The organism is Ochrobactrum sp. RH2CCR150 (assembly GCA_014138095.1).
Taxonomy (GTDB): domain Bacteria; phylum Pseudomonadota; class Alphaproteobacteria; order Rhizobiales; family Rhizobiaceae; genus Brucella; species Brucella gambitense.
Genome location: JACGXE010000012.1, coordinates 67,733 through 85,521, shown reverse-complemented (window position 1 = coordinate 85,521; position 17,789 = coordinate 67,733). Strand labels below are relative to the sequence as shown.

Genomic DNA, 17,789 nt, shown 5'->3' with positions numbered 1-17,789 from the left:
GCATCATGCCTTGTCGCGGACCTGATAGTCCTTGATGGTTGCAAAGCGGATGTTCTTCCAGCGCTCGGCTTCGTAATTGAGCGAAAAGCCGTTTTGCGCCAGGAACACCGGATCATTGTCGAGGTCATGCGCAATGTCGGCGCGATGAGATGCAATGAAGCGGTCGAGTTCGGCCGGATCATCTGCCGTAATCCACCGGCAGACCGAGAAGCGCGACATTTCAAAGCCGACCGGCAGCGAATATTCCACTTTCAGACGTTCGGTCAGAACGTCGATCTGGAGCGCGCCAACGACACCGACAATTGCCGGAGAACCATCATCGGGCACGAACAGCTGCACGACGCCTTCTTCGGCCATCTGTTGCAGCGCTTCGCGCAGCTTCTTGGCCTTCATCGCATCGTCCAGACGCACGCGGCGCAGAATTTCCGGCGCGAAGTTCGGTACGCCACGGAACAGGATATCCTCGCCCTCGGTCAACGTGTCGCCGATGCGCAGCGTTCCATGGTTCGGGATGCCGACCACGTCGCCAGCAAAGGCTTCGTCGGCGATCTGGCGCGAACGGGCAAAGAAGAATTGCGGCGCAGACAGGCTCATCGGTTTGCCGGTGCGCACCAGCTTGGCTTTCATGCCGCGTGACAGCTTGCCCGAGCAAACGCGCAGAAAGGCGATGCGGTCGCGATGGTTCGGGTCCATATTGGCCTGAATCTTGAACACGAAGCCGGTCATCTTGTCTTCGGTGGAACCGACCATGCGCGTGTCGGCCTGCTGGTCGCGCGGCGACGGGCCGAAATCGCAGAAGGCTTCGATCAGATCGCGCACACCGTAATTCTTCAGCGCCGAACCAAAATAGACCGGTGTCATATGGCCTTCGCGGAAGGAAGCAAGGTCAAACGGACGGCAGACGCCGCGCGCCAGTTCCGTATTTTCCAGCCAGGCTTCACGCTCGTTTTCAGGCAGCAGCGCGGCGGCTTCTTCCGGGCCGCTGACCTTCGTGGGCTGCTCTTCATTGTCCTGACGGCGCATTGTATTGTTATGCAGGTCATATGTGCCTGCAAAGCTCTTGCCGGAGCCGATCGGCCAGGTGATAGGCGCCGTGTCGAGCGCCAGCTTTTCTTCGATCTCGTCAAGAATTTCGAGCGGATCGCGGGCTTCGCGGTCCATCTTGTTGACGAAGGTGACGATGGGAATGTCGCGCATGCGGCAGACTTCGAACAGCTTCAGCGTGCGCGGCTCGATACCTTTTGCGGCGTCGATGACCATGACGGCGCTGTCGACAGCGGTCAGCGTGCGGTAGGTGTCGTCTGCGAAGTCTTCGTGGCCCGGCGTATCGAGCAGGTTGAAGATGCAGTCCTTGTATTCGAAGGTCATCACCGAGGTGACGACCGAGATGCCGCGGTCGCGTTCGATGTTCATCCAGTCCGAACGGGTCTGGATGCGATCCTTCTTGGCCTTCACTTCACCGGCAAGCTGGATAGCGCCGCCAAACAGCAGCAGCTTTTCGGTCAGCGTGGTCTTACCGGCGTCCGGGTGCGCGATAATCGCGAATGTGCGGCGCTTGGAAACGGGATTGTCAGCAGGCATGAAGAAACTCGTGATGGCGAAATGTTGGGCCGCGCAAATATGCGCCGCAAAGATGTTGCGCTGCATCTAGCAGTCATTGGGCAAAATCTCAACAAGCGCCGCGTTACAAGTCCCGGCAAGACATGAAAAAGCGGCGTTGAACGCGCCGCTTTAAGGAAATGACTGCGCTTGTTACCGGCTTTTGATGCCGAGACCGAAGGCAATATAGGTCCAGCCCTGGAAAATCAGATCGATGGCCAGGAAAAGGCCGAGGATGAACAGGCTGTTGACCGGCCATTGAATGGCGATGATGAGGCCGAGCAGCGCGGTGATGACGCCACCGGCCACGATCCAGCCCCAGCCGGATGCCGGTTTCGACTTGAAGCCCATCCAGACGCGGAAAAGGCCGGAGCCGAGAAGGGCTGCCGCCAGCAGGAATGTCAGGATGCCTGCCGCCAAAATGGGATTGATGAAGGTGACGACACCCGCTGCCGCATAAAGCAGGCCGCTCAGGAGCCAGAAGAAAAACCGGCCCCAGGTCTTCACACCGAAAGCATGGATGATTTCGATCACACCGGCGATCAGCATCATCATGCCGACATAGTAGACAGAAACCACCGTAGCCAGCACCAGATTGCCGAAGGCAATGCCGCCCAGAATGAGAAGCGCCACGCCGAGCGCAACGAACCATCCCCACTTGGATGTCAGCTCTGTCGGTAACACCGGATTGTCGAAATCTTTGTTCGTCGTTGCCATCGAATAACCCTCTTGTCCCTCGAATTGTCGTGACCCAATTTTCGTAACCCACGCAACAATATAAGGCATGCGGAGCGTTTGACCAGCTTTGGCCGCGCATGCCGATCCGGCCAGCCTGTTGGGCCCCTGAAACCACGCCTGTTTCAGGGGCAGGCGACCATATCTCTTTGTTTTTGCGCATAAACTAATTCGCGGCGGTTGCATTTTTTTGGCCCGTTGGGCTCTATCTCTTTGCCGTTACACCTGTTTTAATCTCTATCGGCTACATATTTCAGGAACTTGACGCGGGGGCGCTGCCGGTTTCCCGGTACTCAATTGTTGTTGGAAAAGTCTGTTCGATGTTCGATCTGGTTTCCCATTATTGGCCGCATATTCTGGCTGTCCTGTCGATTGTGCTGGGCACGATAGCGGCCATTCATGCAACCATGACCAAGGACGAAGTGCGCACCGCACTCGGCTGGGTTGGCGTGATCGTGCTGTCGCCCATTGTCGGGGCGGTGGTCTATGCCATTGCGGGCGTCAACCGGATCAGGCGCTCGACACTCACCCAGCAGCGCGCGCAAGGGCATATCGCGCTTTATCACCTCTCGCATTTCGACACGACCAACGACCTCGTGCGCGCAGCATTCGGGCGACAGTTCGGCGCGATGAAAATTCTGGGCGATGCCGTCAGTCTTTATGATTTCACCAGCGGCAATCGTATCGAAATGCTGGAAACCGGCGACGAGGCCTATGCCGCCATGCTGGAAGCCATCGGCAAGGCGGAGCGCAGCATCTTGCTGGAAACCTATATTTTCGACCGCGACGCCATCGGCATCCAGTTTGCCGAAGCGCTGGGCGCAGCCGTCAAGCGCGGTGTGGAAGTGCGGGTTCTGATCGATGCGGTCGGCGCGCGTTACTCCATCCCGAGCATTGTGAGCCTGCTCAAGGAAAATGGCGTGACGGTCGATGTCTTCAACGGCAACATCATCATCGGACTGCGCCTGCCTTATGCCAATCTGCGCACTCACCGCAAAATCCTTGTCGTGGACGGGCGATATGGCTTTACAGGCGGCATGAATATCCGCGCCGGTTTCGTGCGGGCGATTGCTGGCGATGCGGTGGCAATCGATACGCATTTCCGGCTGGAAGGACCGGCCATTGCCGATCTGTTCCACATCGCTTCCGAGGACTGGCGATTTGCAACAGGTGAATTGCTGACCGGTGACGCATGGCGCATTGCCGCACCCGAAAGCCCGCCGGGTACAGGTACGCTGGTGCGCGTGGTCGGCTCCGGCCCCGACAAGAATGTCGAAACCAACCATCGCATGATGATGGGTGCTTTCTCGATAGCCGAACAGCATATCCTCATCATGTCGCCCTATCTGTTGCCGGACCGCGAACTGATCAGTGCGCTGGTTACGGCGGCGCGGCGCGGCGTGTCGGTGGATATCGTGGTGCCGGGGGTCAATAATCTCAAGCTTGTCGACCGCGCCATGCGTGCTCAGTTCGACCAGCTTTTGAAGGATGGCTGTCGGATCTGGCGCGCGGGCGGCGCGTTCAACCATTCCAAGCTGATGACGATTGACGGCACCTGGTCCTATGTCGGCTCGTCGAATATCGATCCGCGCTCGTTGCGGCTCAATTTCGAGATCGATCTGGAAATTCTGGATCGCGATGTGGCGCGTCAGGTGGAAGAGCGGATCGGCAAGGTCATTGAGGAGAGCCGTCAGGTCAATCTCACGCGTCTCAAGAACCGCCCGTTTCTGGTGCGCCTCATCGACCGGATCATCTGGCTCGGATCGCCCTATCTATGAGCCGGTTCTGCTTGCGGGTATCTCTGGATTGAGATTGTGCAACAGGTCGATGGCGGTCTTCAGGTCAAGATGCGCCTTGATCGGCAGATGATCCGAGGCCGTGCGCGCCAGCGGCGTGTTGTGAACCTCCACCGATGTCACGAGATTATGCGGCGCGCCCATCACCCGGTCGAGCGCGAAGACCGGAAAACGTGACGGAAAGCTCGGTACCGCCGTTGCAACATGGTTGAAGGTCGGCATGAGCGCGGCGAGCGAGGAACGCTTGCCGATGCGCCATTCATTGAGATCGCCGATCAACAGCGTCGGCAGCGTGTCGGCTTCCTGCAAGGCGGTGAGGATGCTTTCCGCCTGCTGCTCGCGGGAGCGTTTCAAAAGCCCAAGATGCGCGGCAATCACGCGCAACGGTCCCGCCGGAAATTGCAGGTCGGCGACAAGCGCGCCGCGTGGTTCCACGCCGGGCAGTTTCAGCTGTTGCACATTGCGGACAATGCCCTCGCGAAACAGCAGCACATTGCCATGCCAGCCATGCCCCTTGGGCATTGTGGAGGTGATGGGGACGGGAATGAGGCCGTGGCGGCGTTCCAGCAGGCCAAGATCGAGAAGCCCTGACCGTTCACCGAAACGCTTGTCGGCTTCCTGCAACGCTATAACGTCCGCGTCGATTTCGCTGATGACATCTGCGGTGCGCTGCGGATTGAACTGCTTGTCGATGCCGATGCATTTGTGAACATTATAGGATGCAATAACAATATCACCGCCAGTGATATTGGCGTTGAGAGGCCTGAAACCCGGCCTGTTGCGGATCGCCGTCAGGATCGACTTCGATATCCGGTTTGCTTCCTTTTTCTTCTGCACCCTTTTCACCCGTAAGGTCGTCAGTTCAAGATCAATATTTCAAATCTATACTCTTCTATATAGATAGTTTGCTATGCAATTTGAACAGAGCGGCTAAGCACAATTGAGTGTTTAGGGCAGATGTTCAACGGGCAATGAAACGAACCAGCCTGTCGGTCAGGCCGCGATAGGGCGGCTTGATGAGGTCGCTTGGGGCAGGCGCATATTTCGTCAGTATCGGCATGGCCTTGGAAAAGGTCAGGAACCCGTCATAACCGTGATACTGGCCCATGCCGCTCGCGCCGACGCCACCGAAGGGCAGGCTGGTGCAGGCAAAATGGTAGAGCGTGTCGTTGATGCAGACCCCGCCTGCGACCACATGGGCGAGGATCGTCTCGATCTCGGCTGTATTCTCGCTGAAACAATATAGCGCCAGCGGGCGGTCATAACCAAGCACATGGGCAATGGCGTCATCGGTCGAGCGATAGCTGATGATCGGCAGTAGCGGGCCGAAAATCTCTTCCGCCATGATGGCGCTGGTCGCTTGCGGCTCAAGAATGAGCGTCGGCGTCATGAGGCGCGGTTCGGTCGATGGCGCGAGCAGCTCGACGATGCCTTCGCTCTTGTCCTTCGCATCGGCCAGCAGGCCGGTTAGCCGCTGCAACTGCGCATCGTTGATGATGGTGGTGCGGTCTGGATCTGCGGACGCGCCGCCAAAACGAGCCTGCATTTCCGCGCGCAGCAGGGCTATGAACGCGTCGCGTTTGCTGTGGTGGATCAGTACATAATCCGGCGCGATGCAGGTCTGTCCGGCATTGAAGAACTTGCCGTTTGCGATGGCGCGTGCGGCCCGAACCAGATTGGCGTTTTCGCTGACAATGGCCGGAGACTTGCCGCCAAGTTCCAGAGTCACGGGCGTCAGATTGGCCGCTGCCGCTGCCATGATCTTGCGCCCGACGGCGGTGGAACCGGTAAAGAACAGATGGTCGAAAGGCAGGCTGGCAAAGCGGGCCGAAAGGGCTGCATCGCCTTGCACCACGGCAACACGATTGTCCGGAAAGACCGTGCTGATGAGCTTGTGCAGAAAGGCTGCCGTTTGCGGCATGTGTTCGGACGGTTTGATCAGAACATGATTGCCTGCCGCAATGGCGGCCACCAGCGGTGCGAGCGCCAGATTGACCGGATAGTTCCACGGCGCGATGACGCCCACGACACCCAGTGGCACGAAGCGAAGCTCTGCTTTCGCCGGCCATAATTTCCAGCCCGCCTTGCGGCGTTTCGGCTTCATCCAGCGCTTGAGATGATGCAGCGCATCATCGATTTCGGCAAAGACCACGCTGGCTTCGCCAAGCAGGGTTTCATGAGCGGAGCGGTTTCCAAAATCGGCGCTGATCGCCTTCGCCATGTCGTCAAGCCGGGCCGCCAGGCCAGCGCGCAGGCGCTTGAGATCATCGATGCGCTGCTCATAGGGCGGGCGATGATCCAGCCATGACTGACGCAGACGGGCGAAAGCCGCGTCGAGATTATCGTTCATGGGTGAAATCCTCCGTCGACCGGGCGAACAGGAACTGCGCCACATAATAGGTGGCGAGCACCCAGAACCCGCTCAGCGGAATATCGAAGCGAAACCGGTCATAGGCCAGCAGCGTGTCGCTGACCATGAAACACACACCGCCCAGTGCCGCCAGCCAGGCGGCATAGTGTTGCGGTGTTTCCGGTTCCGTGCCGGTTGCCCGGCTGAAAGCCTGCGCGGCCATGACGCCGAGAGCCGCGGCATAGATGATGACGGGGATTTTCATGGCCCCCGGCAGTGCCGTCCAAAGGCCGGTAATCACCGCAAATGCCGCAAGCGAGAAGACGACGAAGGCGCCCTTGTTCTGTGCAAAGCGGGTATGGCGCGACAGGGCGTAAATATAGGCGCAATGGGTGATGAGAAAGCAGATCAGCCCGGCCATGAAATAGTCGCCGGGCAGCATCAGGAAAAAGTCGCCAAGGGCCGCGAGGGCAAGGCCGAAGGCCACGGCAAAGCCATAGGATTTCGAGCGCGGCTTGCCGGAACAGAGCACTGCCGCCAGCAGGAACAGCGTTGCGGTCGGCTTGGTGAGATAATGCAGCCAGCGCCAGAAAGAGGTCTCGCCATTATAGCTCAGCAGACTGCCCGCGATGGCGCAGACCGCGCAGAACAGGAAAAGTCCATAGAGCGTCCGATTCCGCCCGAATTCCAGCAGACCCTTGTGCCGCATCTCAACTCCCCCGATTTATGATGTGGGTTTATTCTTGTGTTGCCGCCGCCTCGCGCCGCCTTTTGCGGCCGATGCGTTCGGCACGGGTGGAAAGCTCCGTATTGCCCTCAAGATCGGTTTGCAGGATCAACCCTTCCTGCTTCAGCCAGCGGATAATCTCGCCGAATGCGCGGTCGTAATCGGGCTGTTCCATGGCGGGCCTCTTAGTTGTTCTACCCAGACAAACAACGCATAATCTATTGCTAACTATTTGTTTTTACGCCTATGAAAACACAAAACCATTCCATACTTTTGCTGGAAATGCGTCCCGTTGCAAGGCGGAAAATGTCACCGTCATGAACGCTTCAAATCTTGCCGCTATCAGATAGGCTTTCTGTTTGTGAACCGGCCAAGGTGCGTTTGATGAAGTCTCCGCTTTTTGTTGCAGCATTTTGCGCCGTTGTTTCTTTGACGACTGCGGCCTTCGCGCAGGATTTCAAAAAGCCCACGCTGCTTGGGGAGATCGTGCTGCCAACCGGCCTACAAATTGCAGGCGTCGAGTTCGGCGGCATATCCGGTCTCGACTATGATGCGGCGCATGACATCTACTACGCCATTTCCGACGACCGTTCCGAAAAGGCACCAGCCCGGTTCTATACGCTCAAGATTGTTGCTGACGAAAAGGGGCTGCACAGCGTCGATATCCTCTCCACCGTCACGTTGTTGAATGCCGAGGGCAAGCCCTTCGCGATCAAGGATGTCGATCCGGAATCCATTCGTTTTCATGCGGGCACCGGAACGCTGTTCTGGACCAGCGAAGGCGACCGCAACGGCAAACCCGCCGTGCGGGAATCACGCATCGATGGCAGCCTGATCCGTGAATTTGCCTTGCCCGATTATTACATCCCGAATGCCGATGGCACGCGCGGCATTCGCGACAATCTGTCTTTTGAAAGCCTGACCTTTTCGCCGGATGGCAAAACGCTGCTTGTCGGGCTGGAAAATGCGCTGCTTCAGGATGGTGACAAGGCAACGCTGGAAAAAGGCAGCCGCGCCCGCATCCTCGCTTTCGATATTCTGTCCGGCGCGGTGAAGGCGGAATATGCCTATGATACGGGGCCGATCTTCACCAAGGCGACCAAGCTGCCCTATTGGAACGACAACGGCATGTCGGAATTTCTCGCCTGGGGCGATGATCTGCTGACGGTCGAACGCTCATATGCGCATGGCGTCGGCAGTCAGATCAATTTCTACCGCGCACGTTTTGCCGGGGCGACCGATATCAGCGGCATGGCGACACTCAAGGATGCCTCGCTAACGCCGATGGCCAAGGAAGCTGTCCTGCGGCTGGGGGAAGGTGATTTCGGCCTCGACATCGATAATATTGAGTCGGTCACCTTTGGGCCGACAATCGGCGGACGTAAAACGGTGGTCATCGCTTCTGATAATAATTTCAATCCGGAACAATTTACTCAGTTTGTCATGTTTCAGCTTGATGCAGAAGCAAATTGAATTCAGCATCAAGTATAAATCAATTAAGTAAACATGGTAATTCTTCTAAATAAACCCGCATTAACCCGATGTGGGCTTATACAGCCATAAGCTGTTCAAAATATTGTGTTTTATGAAAATTACAGTCCGGTAGCGAAAATGTGACATCAGACTGTCGTCAAATCGATTATATATTCCAACTTCACTTTTCATATTCACCATTCATGAGGGAATACATGCTGTCACAAGCCAAGGTAGACCAACTCGGAATTACGATCGATGTGTATCAGAAAGCGGCGAAGCAGTGGGTTGCTTCCGGCATTTATGAAGGCCATCACATCGTCGTCGAAAATCAGACACAGGGTACCGCCGTCAGCGCATGGCGTGACCGGGCGCTTTCCGTTTCGGATAGCGGAACCGCATAATAGCATTTGAGCTTGTTTCAAAAGGCGGCCAACGGTTGGCCCGCCGCCAAATTCTTTTCAAAGCCGGGCTGTTACGGTCGATTTTCAGATGACTGCAACAGCCGTTACGATCAAATTCCTTGGGGCTAGCCCCCGCGTTCCTCGAACCCTTCGGCATTACCTTCGTCCACCTTGTGACGCAGATATTGCTTCAGCCGGTTGATATCGTCGCTCTGCCAGTTTTCGGCGCCGGTTATGTCACGCCAGGCTTCTAGATAATGCTCAGGGGCATAGACATGTCCATGCCCCATGGGCGCGCTGTCGGCAAATGCCATGTCGACCACCAGTTGCAGCGCGGTCACGATCGGATACCAGCGTAAATCGGCTGATACATCGGGACCGCGCGGCTCTTTCATCCAGTCCGGCTCGCGATAGAACATGCTACTGTTGAAGAACACGATGGCATCGCTGGCATATTGCAGATAGATCGTGCGCATCACGCCCCATTCGTTGCCATTGCCGGGCGCTTCGCCATTCTGGTTCATGAAGCGCACGAAGGCGCCGTCGCGCACCACAGGCAGCCATTCCGGTGTATCGGTATTGCGGCTGCGCGTCAGCGAGCGCCATAGCGCGCTGGGGAAGGGCGGGCCGCTCCACAGGGCGCCATTCAGGGGCGCATCCAGTATTTCAAACAGCGATACCGAGCTTTGCGAATTGAAAGCGCCGAGGCTCAGACCATGCAGATAGATCTTCGGCCGTTTGTCGACGGGCAGGCTTTTCCAGTAATCATAGACCGTTTCAAACAGCGCGCGCGCTGACTCCGCGCCATATTCGGGCTGGAACAGCAGCGATAGCGGGCTGTTCAGATAGGAATATTGCATGGCAATGCTGGCAACGTTACCGTCGCGCAGATATTCCAGTCCGATCATGGCCGAGGGATCGACCCAGCCCGTACCGGTCGGCACGATGATCACCAGCGCAGACCGGTCGAAACCTCCCTGCCGCTTCAGTTCTTCAAGCGCCTGTTGCGCCCGTTCCTGCGGCGTCCGGCTGACATTGAGCCCGGCATAGACGCGGATCGGGTCCATGGCCGTGCGTCCGGTAAAGGCGGAAATCTCCGCTGCGGTCGGCGCGGTGGCGACATATTCGCGCCCGGCGCGCCCCAGATCCTCCCAATTGATCAGGGACGCGGCACTGCCGGTCTTGTCGGGAGAGGATGGCTGCACGCGGTCCGGCTCCATCAGGGAGTCGTAGCGCTTGAACGACGCATCAAGCGATTTGAAGGCCGTATTGATCAACACGCCATTGGCTACGGTCCAGATCAGAAAAGCCGTCACCGAAGCCGCAATGACGTTTGCAACGCGCCTCGGCATGATGCGGCGCATCTTCGCCGAGAAATAGCGGCCGATGCGAATGAGGATACGGGCGATGATCAGCAGTACCAGAAAGACAGCAATGGCAATCGCGGTCAGCGTGGCGGGATAGGCGGAAGGCACCGGCGGCATATCCATTGCCGTGCGGATCGAGTTCTGCCAGCCAGCGGATGAACGAAGGGCGATCAGCGCCACGGCGAGGCAGACAATGCCGACGACGATTTTCAGGATAGCGCGCTTGCGCCCTTGTATTTCCGGCAGTTCGAGATAGCGCCACAGCGCACCGAAAAGCACGCCGATGCCATAGCCGATTGCGAAGACCAGCCCGCACAGCGCACCCTGAATGACATAGGTGCGCGGAATAAGGCTCGGCGTCAGCGCTGCGGCAAAGAACAGGGTGCCGAACGCCAGTCCGGTCGCGCAGAATGACGAGGTGCCGCGAAAAAGGGCGAGAACGAAGGCGCGCATCAACACTTGCTCCAACGGAATTGCTTAATCTTTGGATATAAAGCATTTCCAACAAAAGTGCGAAGCGGTTTTGTGTCCTGAAATACGATTGAAAACAAATCGATAGGGCGCTTGGCGTGCGAATGTGACAGCGCATAGGCCTTGGCGGAAACGGCACAAACGATGCCGCCGAACTGTTGAATATTACTTCATTCTAAAACAGAGATATCGTATGGTTGCCATGGTTATCCAGCCATCGATTTCGCTTGTTTCACAGTGTGTTGCGATCATCCGGCAGAAGCCTGTCGCTTGGCAGATTTTGCGTGTGACAAGCTGTCCGAAATCCTCTACGCCTAGTGATGGACCGCTACGCGGCGGTCTGGGGTGTCGTAGCCCCACACTGTATGGCTGGTGTCGCCAAAAGATGCCGAACCTTCGTCCTTTATGGTCAGGGTGCCTGCGACGTATGTCCAGGCTTCTCTGAAGCTAAAGGTCGTGGGACCGTTACAGTGCGGTTACGAACACCCTGATCACCAAAGATCGAAGGGCACAACGCGGGGGCGTACCGCGAGAGTGCACCGGGGTGGAGACCGATCGTGACGAAAATGCTCAGTTTCTATGCAATCACCGATGACGTTATGCCGGAATGGGATGATGCGTTCTATGTGGACTTGGCAGAAGCCGAAGCTGCAATCCAGAGAACATTGAACGAAATCGAAGAAATGGTCGTCGTTTGGCCCAGCCGTCCGCAGCATCGTTCGAGGGCGCTATACCTTGAGCGGGTCAGCGTTCCGTTTACCGAGGAAACACTGTTTGCCTTGCTGAATAATAAGGGGCCGCTCAGCGTTTTTGCAGAGCGGGAAGTCCTCAACGTGTATTACACGAACGGAGGAACCTGGCTGGGGTCGGGCTTCTGCTCTTAGAGTACATCAGCAGGGGCGCCAGTCGGTCCTGCTGTTTTCCTGCCAGCCGCATTTGTGCAGCAGCGGCGTGTCGTCGGTGAAGCTCGGCCAGCCGACGCACAGATAAAGGCTGAAACGCCAGTTCGCCGGCACGTCGAAAAGCCGTTCCATGGCCACCGGGTCGAGTATAGACACCATGCCGACACCGAGGCCCAGCGACCGGGCTGCGAGGTTGAGATTTTGCACGGCCATAGCCGTGCTTTGCTCCAGCGTGGAAGCCATCGACTGTCGCCCGAGGCCATGCCCTTCCGCCGGTTCCGTTTCCGTGAAGATGGCAAGCTGCAACGGGGCGACGGCAAGCCCCTCCAGTTTCAGGTCACGATAGGCCTCGGCGCGTGCGCCGTCGTAAATCTGTGCTGCTTTGCGATTGGCTTGCCTGAACGCATCGTGGACTGCCTGACGCTTCTCAAGGCTTTCCACGGCGAAGACGCGCCAGGGCCGCGCATTGCCGACAGAGGGCGCATAATCCATCGCCTGCCGCAGTGCTTGAATCATCGTTTCGTCTATCGGGTCGCCTCGAAAATGACGTACGTCCCGCCGCCATTTCAGAAGCTCGAAAAAGGCGTCGCGATCTGCGGAAGTGAACTGCATATCTGTTTTCCTGAAGCTCAGGCCGGGCTTTGGCCGCACGGGGCATGCGATAGGCCCGGATAGCAAAAAAGCCCGCTTGCGCGGGCTTTTTGGGGTGCTTCTGAACCTTGGTAGTGGTTCGAAGACTTAGGAATGGTGCCCAGAAGAGGACTCGAACCTCCACGCCCTTGCGAGCGCCAGCACCTGAAGCTGGTGCGTCTACCAATTCCGCCATCTGGGCGACGAGGACCCATCTAAGGGGTCAGCTTGCCTCTGTCAATCGCGTTTTCGAAATTCAGTGAGCTTTTTTTCAAGCTGTCCGTTTTCCGTGTTGAAAACGCCATCGGGCGCGGTGTCGCGCCCGATAAATTTGCTGCCAACTGCGTGTCAGGCTTCCAGAATTTCCTTAGAGGCCACAGTCGAATCAGCATTAAGCCGGTAAATGATCGGCACGCCTGTATTCAGTTCCTGCTTGAGAATCTGTTCCGGCGTCAGGCCGTCGAGCGCCATGATGAGCGCGCGCAGCGAATTGCCGTGTGCAGCCACCAGAACGCTCTCGCCGCGCAGCACGTGCGGCTGGATCTGATGCAGATAATAAGGCCAGACGCGCGCGCCCGTATCCTTCAGGCTTTCGCCGCCCGGAGGAGGCACGTCATAGGAACGGCGCCAGACATGGACCTGCTCTTCGCCCCACTTGGCGCGGGCATCGTCCTTGTTGAGACCGGAGAGATCGCCATAGTCGCGCTCGTTCAGAGCCTGATCGCGGATGGTTTCAAGGCCCGACTGGCCCAACTCATCCAGAATGTGCTGGCAGGTGGTCTGTGCGCGGCTCAGCACCGACGTATAGGCGATGTCGAATTTCAGGCCCGCAGCCTTGAGGCGCTGGCCTGCGGCCTTGGCTTCGGCATGGCCCTGTTCGGTCAGGCCCGGATCGCGCCAGCCGGTGAAAAGATTCTTCAGGTTCCATTCGCTTTGGCCATGGCGAACCAGGACGAGAGTACGAGACATATGCAATGCTCCGTTGGTGGAAGGATCAGTCGTTCAGCCCGAGCACGTCGAGCATGGAATAGAGGCCGGGCTTCTTGCCATAAGCCCAGAGTGCGGCCTTCACCGCGCCGCGTGCGAAGATGGTGCGGTCCTCGGCGTGGTGCGACAGCACAATGCGTTCGCCGGGGCCAGCGAGAATCACCGAATGGTCGCCGATTACCGAGCCGCCGCGCAGCGTGGCAAAGCCGATGGTGCCTTCCGTGCGGGGGCCGGTATAGCCGTCACGCGCCCGCACGCTGTTGTCTTCAAGGCTGATGCCGCGGCCTTCGGCTGCCGCCTTGCCGAGAAGGAGGGCGGTGCCGCTTGGCGCATCCACCTTGTGCTTGTGATGCATTTCGAGAACTTCGATGTCGAAATCCTCCGGACCGAGCGCCTGCGCAGCCTTCTGCACCATGACGGCGAGCAGATTGACGCCGAGGCTCATATTGCCCGACTTGACGATGGTGGCATGGCGGGCGGCGGCGCGGAACTTCTCTTCGTCTTCCGCCGAGCAGCCGGTAGTGCCGATGACATGGACGATGCGGGCTTGCGCTGCGAGACCGGCAAAGGCGACGCTGGCGGCGGGGCTTGTGAAGTCGAGCACGCCTTGCGCCTTGGCGAAAACCGGCAGCGGATCATCGGTGATGGTGACGCCAAGCGCGCCGACACCGGCCACTTCACCGGCGTCCTTGCCGATCAGCGGCGAGCCGGGGCGCTCGATGGCGCCAGCGAGTTTGGCACCATCAATCGACTGGATCGTCCGGATGAGGGTCTGGCCCATGCGGCCACCAGCGCCGACGACGACAAGGCCCATTTCGCTGTTACGGCTATCCGGTTCACCGGTCATTCTGTCCTCCTGTGCCCGCTGGCACATCATCCGCAGTCAGTTCTTCGATTGTCGGTTCGGGCATATTATCAGCGCTGCCGCTCTGCAATTGGTAGAAGCGGGCATAGACGCCGTTCGGTATGGCAATCAGCGCGTCATGACGGCCTTCTTCCACCACGCGTCCCGCTTCCATGACCACAATACGGTCGGCATTGACGACCGTCGACAGGCGGTGCGCGATGACGATGGTGGTGCGGCCCTTCATGATCGTTTCCAGCGCCTGCTGGACACGCTTTTCCGATTCATTGTCGAGGGCAGACGTTGCTTCATCGAGAAGCAGCACCGGCGCCTTGCGCACAATGGCGCGCGCAATCGAAATGCGCTGGCGCTGCCCGCCTGAAAGCGTCGCGCCGTTTTCGCCAATCGGCGTGTCATAGCCCTGCGGCTGTTGCAGGATGAAATCATGCGCATGGGCAAGCTGGGCTGCCTTGACGATTTCTTCTTCCGTCGCGTCCGGGCGTCCATAGCGGATGTTGTCGGCTATGGTGCCTTCAAACAGATAGGGCTGTTGCGACACATAGGCGACGGCGTGGCGCAGCGAACGCTTGGTGACCTTGGAAATATCCTGTCCGTCGAACAGGATCGTTCCCTTGTCGAGATCGTAGAACCGTTGCACGAGATTGATGAGCGTTGACTTGCCTGCACCCGATGCGCCGATGATCGCCGTGGTTTCACCCGCCTTGGCGACAAAGCTGACGCCATGCAGAACCGGCGCAAGCTCGCTATAGGAGAAATACAGGTTCTCGAACTGGATTTCGCCGGGGCCAGGATTGAGCGGCACCGCATCAGCGGCATCGCGCTGGTGCGGCTTGATATCCAGCACTTCATAGATCATGCGGGCGTTGACGAGCGCCTTTTCCAGACCGACCTGAAGGCGGGCGAGACGGCGCGCCGGATCATAGGCCAAAAGCATTGCGGTGATGAAGGCGAAGGTCGCGCCGGGCGGCTGATGGTCGAGAATGGCGCGATAACCGCTATAGGCCAGCACGCCGGAAACAGCGAAACCGGCCAGTATTTCGGAAATTGGCGTCGTGCGTTCCGACACCTTGGCGATCTTGTTGCTGCGCCCTTCCGACATATCGATCAGATTGCCGATCTTGGCGCGCAGCTGGTCTTCCATCGTGAAGGCCTTCACCACGGCGATGCCTTGCACGGATTCCTGCATGGCGCCGAGAAGATGCGAATTCAGATGCACGAGATCGCGCGTGACCGAGCGGATGCGGCGCGAAATATAGGCGACGGCCAGAATGAGCGGCGGGCCGATCAGGAAGATCGCGACCGACAGCATAGGGTCCATGTAGAACATCATGCAGACCAGCCCGACCAGCGAGATGAAATCGCGCGCAATCGATGAAATCGTCATGTTGAGCAGGTCGCGGATGCCCGAGACATTCTGGTTGATCTGCGCCGCCAGATGGCCGGAGCGCGTATCATTATAGAAGTCGAGGCCGAGCTTCATCAGATGGTCGAAAATACGCTTTTGATAGCGCGCGACCAGATTATTGCCGATCTTGGCAAGCTCGACGGCCTGCACATAGCCGGAAAAACCGCGCAGGATGAAAATCGCCAGCAGCGTGCCGCAGATGACCCAGATCAGGGGCAGGTTCTGCTCATAGAAGATCTTGTCGATCATCGGCTTCATCATATAGGCGAGCGCGGCGTTGGATCCGCCCACGATCAGCGATGCGATGATGGCGATGATATAGTTCTTCTTATATTCACCGATATTCTCCGACATCATGCGCCGGATCACGCGGGTCGCTTCGCCCGTGTCGATTTTCTTCTTTTTCTTCTTGAATAAGCTCACGTGCAAAAGCGCTTCATTCCTGAGCTCGGTATGTCCGAGACTGCCGTTGAAAATGCGTTGGTATTAAAACCAAAAACGCGGCGGTGAAAAGGCCGAAAGCCAATTCCCCGCCGCGTTTCTATAGCCTTATGTGACGTTATTATCCATCCCAATGGCACAGAATAGCCTTAGCCGAAGCGCCAGCGCCGCCCGTCCGTCGAGACTTCGAAGCGCGAAGGTGCGCAGGCGAAAGCCGACAGGCCGCTCAAAGCCGCCAGCGGATAGGTGATCACATGGATCGGAATGTCGTGCATGATGGCCTGATGCGGCGCCTTGTCCTCGAAGGCAGCGCGGAACGCGCCCGCCCGCAAGGCAGGCAGAATGCGCTGCGGAATGCCGCCCGACAGGTAAACGCCGCCATGCGCCATGAAGACAAGCGCCATGTCGCCCGCCACGCGGCCAAGATAGGTCGCAAACAGGTCGAGCGTTTCGCTGGCTTGCGCATTGCTGCCATCGAGACCGGCGGAAGTGATGTCGGCGGGTGTTTCCAGGGTAGGGGTGACGCCATCGGCCGTGCAGATCGCCACATAGAGATTTTGCAGGCCGCGTCCACTCAGAATCTGTTCGGCGGAAACGCGCCCGTCGATCTGCTCGATATGCGGGAAAATCTGATAGTCGCGTTCGCTGCGCGGGCCGACATCGACATGGCCGCCTTCACCGGGAACAGGCACCCACGCCTTGCGGGTGCGCACCAGACCCGCCACACCGAGGCCTGTGCCCGGGCCGAGCACGACGCGGGTTGCGATCACCTCGTCCGGCTTGCCGCCGATCCGCTCCATATGATGGCCTTCAAGCGACACCACGGCCAGCGCCTGCGCCTCGAAATCGTTGAGCACGGTCACGTCCTTGAAGCCCAGATCGGAGATCAGCTTCTTCGGGCGCACAACCCAATCGCAATTGGTGAGGTCGATTTCATCGCCTTCGACGGGGCCTGCAATGGCCAGAATGACCGAGCGCGGCTGCAACGACGTCTGGTCGAGAATGGCCGTCTGAATGGCTTCATCGATGGTCGCATAGTCCGCCGTCTGAAGAACCGGGAATTCCTTCGGATCGGAATTGGCATCGACAAGGATTGCAAAGCGGGCATTGGTGCCGCCGATATCGCCGACGAGGACTGGAAACTGGAAACTCTGTTCGGCGTCGATCATGGCCTGCATTCTCTCTCCCTGCCGTTTCTTGTGCCCTTTGGGTGTTGGGGGCTTACCCATGGGCTGTTATATTTCTTCGATTGTATCAGTCTAAAGCTTTGATCAGCTTTTCTGCCGTGGCGCGGTTCAGCGCCATTGGTATGTCGTAGACGCTGCCGAGGCGGGTCAACGCCTTGACGTCCACGTCATGCGGAAGTGGCGACAGCGGATCGATGAAGAAGATCAGCACTTCGACGGTGCCTTCCGCAATCATGGCGCCGATCTGCTGGTCTCCGCCGAGCGGGCCGCTTTTGACGCGCTGGATCGTCAACGAAGGGCAGGCATCAAGGATCAGCCCGCCGGTCGTTCCTGTCGCCACGATATCAAAACGCGACAATGCCTTTTCATGCGCGCGCGCAAAGGCGACCATGTCATCTTTCTTCAAATCGTGGGCGATCAATGCGATGCGCAGGCGCTCTGTCATGAAAT

17 protein-coding genes and 1 tRNA gene are annotated in these 17,789 nt (G+C 58.2%); 4 read left to right on the top strand and 14 right to left on the bottom strand.

All coding sequences use genetic code 11. The features are described 5' to 3' along the window. Positions 1-3 precede the first annotated feature (3 nt). Positions 4-1,581, bottom strand: a complete 1,578-nt coding sequence (locus tag FHW03_RS20145) for a peptide chain release factor 3 (protein ID WP_182522276.1) — start codon at positions 1,579-1,581, stop codon at positions 4-6. A gap of 171 nt (positions 1,582-1,752) precedes the next feature. Continuing rightward, complete coding sequence (locus FHW03_RS20140) at positions 1,753-2,316, bottom strand: HdeD family acid-resistance protein (protein ID WP_182522243.1); 564 nt, start codon at positions 2,314-2,316, stop codon at positions 1,753-1,755. 338 nt (positions 2,317-2,654) lie between these two features. On the opposite strand from FHW03_RS20140, the gene cls reads away from it, so the two are divergent. Then, positions 2,655-4,112 (top strand): cardiolipin synthase, encoded by a 1,458-nt coding sequence (cls, locus tag FHW03_RS20135; RefSeq protein ID WP_138787240.1) that lies wholly within the window; start codon positions 2,655-2,657, stop codon positions 4,110-4,112. On the opposite strand, the gene FHW03_RS20130 is transcribed toward cls, so the two are convergent. The 4 genes from FHW03_RS20130 to FHW03_RS20115 all read right to left on the bottom strand — a co-directional run bounded on the left by FHW03_RS20130 (position 4,107) and on the right by FHW03_RS20115 (position 7,382). Continuing rightward, positions 4,107-4,967 (bottom strand): endonuclease/exonuclease/phosphatase family protein, encoded by an 861-nt coding sequence (locus FHW03_RS20130; RefSeq protein ID WP_182522242.1) that lies wholly within the window; start codon positions 4,965-4,967, stop codon positions 4,107-4,109. The two genes, cls and FHW03_RS20130, sit on opposite strands and share 6 nt — an antisense overlap. Before the next feature lie 124 nt (positions 4,968-5,091). Continuing rightward, a complete protein-coding gene (locus tag FHW03_RS20125; protein WP_182522241.1) occupies positions 5,092-6,480 on the bottom strand; it encodes a coniferyl aldehyde dehydrogenase in 1,389 nt (462 codons plus the stop codon). Next, on the bottom strand, positions 6,470-7,189 hold the full coding sequence (locus tag FHW03_RS20120; protein ID WP_078339895.1) for a lysoplasmalogenase: 720 nt from the start codon (positions 7,187-7,189) through the stop codon (positions 6,470-6,472). Before FHW03_RS20120 ends, FHW03_RS20125 begins: the two co-directional genes overlap by 11 nt. Positions 7,190-7,217: 28 nt before the next feature. Beyond that, on the bottom strand, positions 7,218-7,382 hold the full coding sequence (locus FHW03_RS20115) for a hypothetical protein (RefSeq protein WP_162762703.1): 165 nt from the start codon (positions 7,380-7,382) through the stop codon (positions 7,218-7,220). Between the two features lie 209 nt (positions 7,383-7,591). On the opposite strand from FHW03_RS20115, the gene FHW03_RS20110 reads away from it, so the two are divergent. Together FHW03_RS20110 and FHW03_RS20105 are read left to right on the top strand one after the other, a co-directional pair. Then, positions 7,592-8,680: an esterase-like activity of phytase family protein gene (locus tag FHW03_RS20110; protein ID WP_182522240.1), complete on the top strand. Its 1,089-nt coding sequence runs from the start codon at positions 7,592-7,594 to the stop codon at positions 8,678-8,680. Positions 8,681-8,895: 215 nt separating this feature from the next. After that, entirely contained in the window at positions 8,896-9,084 is a 189-nt protein-coding gene (locus FHW03_RS20105; protein WP_109369667.1) for a hypothetical protein, read from the top strand. 125 nt (positions 9,085-9,209) lie between these two features. Here the strand turns inward: FHW03_RS20105 and FHW03_RS20100 are convergent, their stop codons facing one another. Then, positions 9,210-10,904, bottom strand: a complete 1,695-nt coding sequence (locus FHW03_RS20100; RefSeq protein WP_182522239.1) for an alpha/beta-hydrolase family protein — start codon at positions 10,902-10,904, stop codon at positions 9,210-9,212. Between the two features lie 575 nt (positions 10,905-11,479). Here FHW03_RS20100 and FHW03_RS20095 point away from each other — a divergent pair. Next, complete coding sequence (locus FHW03_RS20095; protein WP_182522238.1) at positions 11,480-11,806, top strand: hypothetical protein; 327 nt, start codon at positions 11,480-11,482, stop codon at positions 11,804-11,806. 6 nt (positions 11,807-11,812) lie between these two features. On the opposite strand, the gene bluB is transcribed toward FHW03_RS20095, so the two are convergent. From bluB to FHW03_RS20060, 7 genes are all read right to left on the bottom strand, one after another. Continuing rightward, a complete protein-coding gene (gene bluB, locus FHW03_RS20090; RefSeq protein WP_182522237.1) occupies positions 11,813-12,436 on the bottom strand; it encodes a 5,6-dimethylbenzimidazole synthase in 624 nt (207 codons plus the stop codon). A gap of 133 nt (positions 12,437-12,569) precedes the next feature. Further along, a tRNA-Leu gene (locus FHW03_RS20085) sits at positions 12,570-12,656 on the bottom strand. 146 nt (positions 12,657-12,802) lie between these two features. Continuing rightward, positions 12,803-13,423: a 2,3-bisphosphoglycerate-dependent phosphoglycerate mutase gene (locus FHW03_RS20080; RefSeq protein WP_078339901.1), complete on the bottom strand. Its 621-nt coding sequence runs from the start codon at positions 13,421-13,423 to the stop codon at positions 12,803-12,805. A gap of 25 nt (positions 13,424-13,448) precedes the next feature. After that, positions 13,449-14,288, bottom strand: a complete 840-nt coding sequence (dapB, locus tag FHW03_RS20075; RefSeq protein ID WP_182522236.1) for a 4-hydroxy-tetrahydrodipicolinate reductase — start codon at positions 14,286-14,288, stop codon at positions 13,449-13,451. Then, positions 14,278-16,134 (bottom strand): ABC transporter ATP-binding protein, encoded by a 1,857-nt coding sequence (locus tag FHW03_RS20070; RefSeq protein WP_182522235.1) that lies wholly within the window; start codon positions 16,132-16,134, stop codon positions 14,278-14,280. Before FHW03_RS20070 ends, dapB begins: the two co-directional genes overlap by 11 nt. A 167-nt stretch (positions 16,135-16,301) precedes the next feature. Next, positions 16,302-17,330, bottom strand: coding sequence for a glucokinase (locus FHW03_RS20065; protein ID WP_182522234.1), 1,029 nt, complete (start codon positions 17,328-17,330; stop codon positions 16,302-16,304). 76 nt (positions 17,331-17,406) lie between these two features. Beyond that, positions 17,407-17,784 (bottom strand): methylglyoxal synthase, encoded by a 378-nt coding sequence (locus tag FHW03_RS20060; protein WP_138787227.1) that lies wholly within the window; start codon positions 17,782-17,784, stop codon positions 17,407-17,409. Positions 17,785-17,789: the final 5 nt, after the last annotated feature.

What these genes read in the sequence shown, in the direction of transcription:
- FHW03_RS20145 (WP_182522276.1), bottom strand. Translation starts at nt 1,581, where the DNA reads ATGCCTGCTGACAATCCCGTTTCCAAGCGCCGCACATTCGCGATTATC.
- FHW03_RS20140 (WP_182522243.1), bottom strand. Translation starts at nt 2,316, where the DNA reads ATGGCAACGACGAACAAAGATTTCGACAATCCGGTGTTACCGACAGAG.
- cls (WP_138787240.1), top strand. Translation starts at nt 2,655, where the DNA reads ATGTTCGATCTGGTTTCCCATTATTGGCCGCATATTCTGGCTGTCCTG.
- FHW03_RS20125 (WP_182522241.1), bottom strand. Translation starts at nt 6,480, where the DNA reads ATGAACGATAATCTCGACGCGGCTTTCGCCCGTCTGCGTCAGTCATGG.
- FHW03_RS20120 (WP_078339895.1), bottom strand. Translation starts at nt 7,189, where the DNA reads ATGCGGCACAAGGGTCTGCTGGAATTCGGGCGGAATCGGACGCTCTAT.
- FHW03_RS20115 (WP_162762703.1), bottom strand. Translation starts at nt 7,382, where the DNA reads ATGGAACAGCCCGATTACGACCGCGCATTCGGCGAGATTATCCGCTGG.
- FHW03_RS20110 (WP_182522240.1), top strand. Translation starts at nt 7,592, where the DNA reads ATGAAGTCTCCGCTTTTTGTTGCAGCATTTTGCGCCGTTGTTTCTTTG.
- FHW03_RS20105 (WP_109369667.1), top strand. Translation starts at nt 8,896, where the DNA reads ATGCTGTCACAAGCCAAGGTAGACCAACTCGGAATTACGATCGATGTG.
- FHW03_RS20100 (WP_182522239.1), bottom strand. Translation starts at nt 10,904, where the DNA reads ATGCGCGCCTTCGTTCTCGCCCTTTTTCGCGGCACCTCGTCATTCTGC.
- bluB (WP_182522237.1), bottom strand. Translation starts at nt 12,436, where the DNA reads ATGCAGTTCACTTCCGCAGATCGCGACGCCTTTTTCGAGCTTCTGAAA.
- FHW03_RS20080 (WP_078339901.1), bottom strand. Translation starts at nt 13,423, where the DNA reads ATGTCTCGTACTCTCGTCCTGGTTCGCCATGGCCAAAGCGAATGGAAC.
- dapB (WP_182522236.1), bottom strand. Translation starts at nt 14,288, where the DNA reads ATGACCGGTGAACCGGATAGCCGTAACAGCGAAATGGGCCTTGTCGTC.
- FHW03_RS20065 (WP_182522234.1), bottom strand. Translation starts at nt 17,330, where the DNA reads ATGCAGGCCATGATCGACGCCGAACAGAGTTTCCAGTTTCCAGTCCTC.
- FHW03_RS20060 (WP_138787227.1), bottom strand. Translation starts at nt 17,784, where the DNA reads ATGACAGAGCGCCTGCGCATCGCATTGATCGCCCACGATTTGAAGAAA.